We start from the raw sequence: 4,941 nt of genomic DNA, 5'->3' as shown, positions 1-4,941 counted from the left end.
ATCCCAGAAGGCGAGGTTCTGCGAGTCGAATGCGCCGTCGGTGATGACCGGCTGGTCGCTTATCGGAGACCAGCGCAGCCCGTCGGGGGATTGAAAAGCCAGCAGACCGCGACTGTAGTCGTTCGGCAGTCGATTAGCGGGAAGGAGCGCCTTGTAGCGGGCTTCCGGTGGTGCCGCAGGGTTTTCGTCCTTGAAGACGGCGGGCTCCCCCGGAACGGACATGGCGTTGCCCACTTTCTGCTGGACCAGGACGATGTTATTCGCCTTACTGCCGTTGAACTCATGCAGTCCCAAATGTGGTTTACGCCAGTGAATTCCGTCATCGCTTTCGGCATAACAGCAAACCTGGCCGTGCGACCCGGCATCGACACCCTGAGGCGTCACCTTGAGGTGTCCCGCGGCATAGTACATCCGGTAGAGGTCACCATCTTTGAAGAGGCTATGATAGACGCAGCCGCTCCCTTCCCACGGCTCACCGTGTTCCAGCACGATTTCTCTCGCGATGGGAGCATGCAGTCGTAATTCGGCCTTGCCGGACAGACGCTCGATGAGCGTCGATTCCACAAATAATTCGCGTCGTGTCCCGATTGCCACCGGAGTCGACGCGGTCTGAGCCTGTTGGTCGTCAGCCGCGAGCAAGCTGTTGGAAGCGGTCATCACGGCCAGGAAAAAAAGTCGGCGCATCATCGGGGGTGCCTCTCGAATTCCTCTGCAAGTCGTCCAGGTCGCGAACGAAGAGGTCGGCCGCGACCGTTCAAAGTGCGATGTGCTGACGCATCACATCAGAAAGACTTTGTGGATCCGTGTCGATTTATACAACTCACCCACCACGACAAATTTGACGTCGGGGCGGTCCGCCGGCGCGCAGTGGGAATGATCCCGCTCCACCTGATCGGGCCGAGGAAGCACAGTGGGGCAGCGGTTAAATGCAAGGTCCGTCACGCTAATCGCAGCCGATGCAATGACCCGTGTCGGGCACAACGAATCGTATGAAAGCATCAGTGGAAGAGGTTTCCCGTTAAACGATGCGAGGGTCACCATCTTTGACCTGCGGTCGGACGATCGCCCCCTCTCGAATCCGTTGATTGGACTTTACGACTGGTATAAGGCTTGCTTGGAGGATTTGGACTGAGTGCCGCGACCGTCTGGTCCAGGGTGGCAGCAAGCGAGGTCTCTCTAAAAAGGGTTGCAGTCATGAACAGCCATCATGTTCCGTCGTCATTGATTCTGGCTGAATTACTTCGACTCGAGCGGTGGGAAGGAGGTGACTCGATCGAAGCGACCCGGATATTCGGACTGCTGCATGGATTCGAGAGTATCGTGAATGAAGAGATCGATTCTTACGGAATCAGCGAAGAGACGCAGGCCAAAGTCGAGGCGTTCCTTCAGGAAATTGAGAACGAGGAAGCCGCTTTAGATACGACCGGTGTGATGCGGCGACTTCGGAGCGACAATGTCGACCAGTCGGATGCGGGGAAGATCATCGAGCTGTGCAGGATGCAGGGACGGTTTCCTGCCGCGATCGAAAAGTTAATTGAAGAACCAGACTCCCTGTTTCACCATTTAAAGCGGTCGTCACCTCCAGAACGGAACTGGCATGGGGCAACTCATTTTATGGAACTCGTTGACTGTACGGCTGGAGCACGGAACCGTTTGCACGGGGTGTTCGCGCCGGCGGTCCCACGGGTCGGCGAGATCGTCGTCCCCGAAGGAGGTTCCAAGATGATTGTAATCGGAGTCGAACATCATATGACTCCACAAGGGATCGAAGCGGGGATCACAACACATCGCCTGATCCCTCACGTCCTGCTGAAAGCCGTCGATGAAGTTGAGACGGCCGCCGAAGCAGAAGCCGAAGTTCCCTTCGAGAAAGAGTTCATCACTCCCACTGCGGCCAGCTTGATTACGGATCTGGGCGAAGAAAGTTTGAACTAAAATGGGCAGCTTCAAAGCAGCCCCTTGCTTTTCAGCGATTGAAACTGCTCATTGAATGACATGACAGAGGTGACCCGCGCCGACTACCTTGGAACTGCTATCTAAAATGCTCATGCCATTGTGGCGGCTCTGTTTCGCGGCGTCTCCCGCCGATCACCCGAGGCAGGTTGATCTGGACGAACAGAACCCTCCCTGATGTGATACCGATCGAAGTCGATTGCAGGCGGCGTTGGGATGCCGGCTAGATCGGAAATCATCGCGAGGGAAGTTTATGAATCCTGCCTTCCTGTTCCTGACATTCGTGGCTGCGGTTCGTCCGATGAGCGATACCGACGTTCAACAGCGCTACATGCGAGTTCATCATGTCTGGCAGGACCTGCATCTGGCGGCGGCGCGTGATGAGAAATCGATTTCTTCATTCCTCGTGATCGATCCCGACAGGTCCGAATTCCGGGTCGAGACAAACGGGACAATCGATGTGAACAATGTTGAGGGACTGCCGCGTGGATTCAAGTGGTCCGCGTATGTTGTCACGGCAAGAGGCATTTCGCCCATCCAATTTCCCATCCGATTGAAGAGTCCTCGCAGAGAAGCGTCGAGTGACAGTGATGTCGAGCAGATTTGGGTCATTGGAGCTCAAAAAGATCGCCGTTGGCAATTTGATATCTCTGGGACGAAAGAGGGCCACACGTTCCACATCGGTTCCGGGAACGGGATCCCAAAATACGTGATTACTGTCCCTGAAATCGATGCGCGTCCAGACCAGGACCCGCCGACCGCTTCCATTCTCGACGTTGAAACGCCCCCCGAACGAAAGTGGTCAGACCGCATCGTCACAGAGTGGTATTCCATCGAAATTCAAAGAATGAATCGTCGGTGAGATTGCCCAAACGGCTCTGGGAAGAGGCTGGGGAGACACAGACCATGAATGCTCACCAGAAGACCGACAGCAAACATGATCAGCTCGTGTCCGATGGGTTCGTTGGGGGCTTTACGTTGGCAGAGTGGGTCTTGGCTAAACGGTTCTGGATCGAGGGTCGGGACGCTGAATCAACGATAGTCATCTCGGTGTTGAATCACTCGCGGTAACGCTCATGGGATTAGGTGACGTTCCAGACAAAGTACCGCCCTGAACCAAGCGTAATGAATGCGAGAAAGCTCGTATAAAAAACGACTATGGCGACGACGAATAGTATCACCATCATCGGTCCCAGCGGGGTGTTCGTCACCCGCCCGGCCCGGCGACGAAATGGAGCTGGGAAGCGAAAATCGAGGCTTTCGTATGCTCGCTGAACTATGATTACAGGGGCATCTTCCAGGAAAAGATGTGATTGATTTAAAAGATCGGCATTCCATTTACCTTCTCGACGGGGACACCAGTGAGCTCTGTCTCTTTCTTTTTGGGAATTGAAAAGGCTAGTGTACGTCCCGTGGGACGTGTCGTGCGTCACGTGATTCGAGTCAGGAAGTGCGGATCAGACTGGGGGGCAACCTTGAGAAATACAGTGCGTGCGATACTGCTGGTGGTACTTGGGCTGGCAACAACACGGGTGGAAGCGGGAATCATTTCCGCCACGGTGAATCCAGGGGGAGTTGCAGACGTGACCAGCACTCCCGTAGCGACGACGATTGATTTCGTTAACGAAGGAGGGATTAAAGAAGGGAGTGCTTTCGTAAGCCAGATCCTTCAGCCATTCCCTACTACCCAGGCTCAGTTCTTTTTTACCGATCCAGTTGCTGGCGCCGGAGGGCTCGATCCCAGCTACACCGACCATCTGGTGCTGGTGATAGTGAATTCCGGGTCGCGGGCGATCAGTTCACTCGGTATTTCTTCTGGCAACGCACCGTACATTAAAGGTGGAATCGTTTACGCCGGAGATTTTCTGCTGTCTCCGAGTCCCCAGTTTATTTCCAGCGAAGCATTCACAGCAACGCAAGTTAACGTCAATGGGGATATCGCTGGGTTCATCTATGATTTTCAGACGTCACTGGCAGTTGGTGACTCAATCAGCTTCTACATTCCTCTCGGCATCGCCTCAGGATTTCCGTCTAGCGGAACTTTTATGATGACCATGAACGTTTTTCAGGTCCCTGAACCAGCAGGGTTTCCCTTGGTGCTCATGGGGGCTTCTGGACTGGTGATCTTTGGTCGATTTCGTCACCGACGTTTGGTTTCTGCCGCATCTGAATAAGTCACGAATGCGATCAATAGACATTGCTACGCCCTTTGCTTAACACGAAACATCAAAGCGCGAGAACGAGAACTGACAGCTCATCGCCCCGATATCGCGAACAGCCGCAGGGGCAGGGGCTTTTTGGGGGTCCATCCGGGATTATCGTGGGGAGAGATTGAGTCCCCCGCAGCGGAAGAAAATGGTGGTTTTGAAGTTTTGCCGGTTACGAAAACCACCGACTCGTCTTTTGATGGAGATGATTCTGCTGTTGAGTCCTTCGGCCCCTCCGTGGGTAAGGGGGTGTGAGCAGTAGCTGACGACGTTCACCAGGCGGTCTTTGATGAAACGAGCAACGGACTTCATTTGTTCCAGCCCGTTGTGAATCACGCGCTTGTACCACTCGTTAAAGAAGATCGTCCCGGCCTTGGCGGAATCCTGGTCCCAGAGATCTCGGAGCATTTCTTTGAAGGTCCAGACTTGGCCGGTTTTCAATTGCAGCGTGAACGTCTCTTCAAAATTGGAGAGTTGCGTCTGATTGAAATTCTCATGACGGGTCAGCCACACGTACTTTGTTTGACTGAGTTGACCATCGCTCGCTTTGAGCAATTCACGATAGATTGAGTGCCCGTTGCCGACTGACGGCAGCACGGCTCGTTCAAGAGAGGGCCCGAAAGGGCACCATTTGGCGTTTTTCTGAGTTGCAGAATCGCCGTAAGTCATTAGCCGAGGCGGGGCTCGAACCCGCACGGGACTTTCGTCCCACAGGATTTTAAGTCGGAAGTAAGGGCTATGCTATACTTTCGAGGACTACGGAAAAGGCAAGAAACAAAGC

The 4,941-nt window shown here is 54.2% G+C and carries 4 protein-coding genes and 1 pseudogene; 3 read left to right on the top strand and 2 right to left on the bottom strand.

Translation table 11 applies throughout. From position 1 onward, the window contains the following. A pseudogene (locus VGE80_RS11350) lies at nucleotides 1-687 on the bottom strand (hypothetical protein); the annotation flags it as partial. Nucleotides 688-1,194: 507 nt separating this feature from the next. Between VGE80_RS11350 and VGE80_RS11345 the strand changes: the two are divergent. The 3 genes from VGE80_RS11345 (at nucleotide 1,195) to VGE80_RS11335 (ending at nucleotide 4,127) form a co-directional block, all read left to right on the top strand. Further along, nucleotides 1,195-1,935, top strand: coding sequence for a hypothetical protein (locus VGE80_RS11345; protein ID WP_440592747.1), 741 nt, complete (start codon nucleotides 1,195-1,197; stop codon nucleotides 1,933-1,935). A gap of 271 nt (nucleotides 1,936-2,206) precedes the next feature. Further along, nucleotides 2,207-2,815: a hypothetical protein gene (locus tag VGE80_RS11340; RefSeq protein ID WP_440592746.1), complete on the top strand. Its 609-nt coding sequence runs from the start codon at nucleotides 2,207-2,209 to the stop codon at nucleotides 2,813-2,815. A 721-nt stretch (nucleotides 2,816-3,536) separates the two neighbouring features. After that, on the top strand, nucleotides 3,537-4,127 hold the full coding sequence (locus VGE80_RS11335) for a hypothetical protein (protein ID WP_440592745.1): 591 nt from the start codon (nucleotides 3,537-3,539) through the stop codon (nucleotides 4,125-4,127). Nucleotides 4,128-4,268: 141 nt separating this feature from the next. Here VGE80_RS11335 and VGE80_RS11330 read toward each other — a convergent pair whose 3' ends face one another. After that, nucleotides 4,269-4,757 carry a transposase gene (locus VGE80_RS11330; protein WP_373653384.1) on the bottom strand — a complete coding sequence of 163 codons (489 nt, stop codon included), beginning with the start codon at nucleotides 4,755-4,757 and terminating at the stop codon, nucleotides 4,269-4,271. Nucleotides 4,758-4,941 lie beyond the last annotated feature (184 nt).

The sequence above is a fragment of the Schlesneria sp. genome (assembly GCF_036405755.1).
Taxonomy (GTDB): domain Bacteria; phylum Planctomycetota; class Planctomycetia; order Planctomycetales; family Planctomycetaceae; genus Schlesneria; species Schlesneria sphaerica.
Note: the sequence above shows the minus strand (reverse complement) of the source record. Positions and strands in the feature narration are given on the sequence as shown.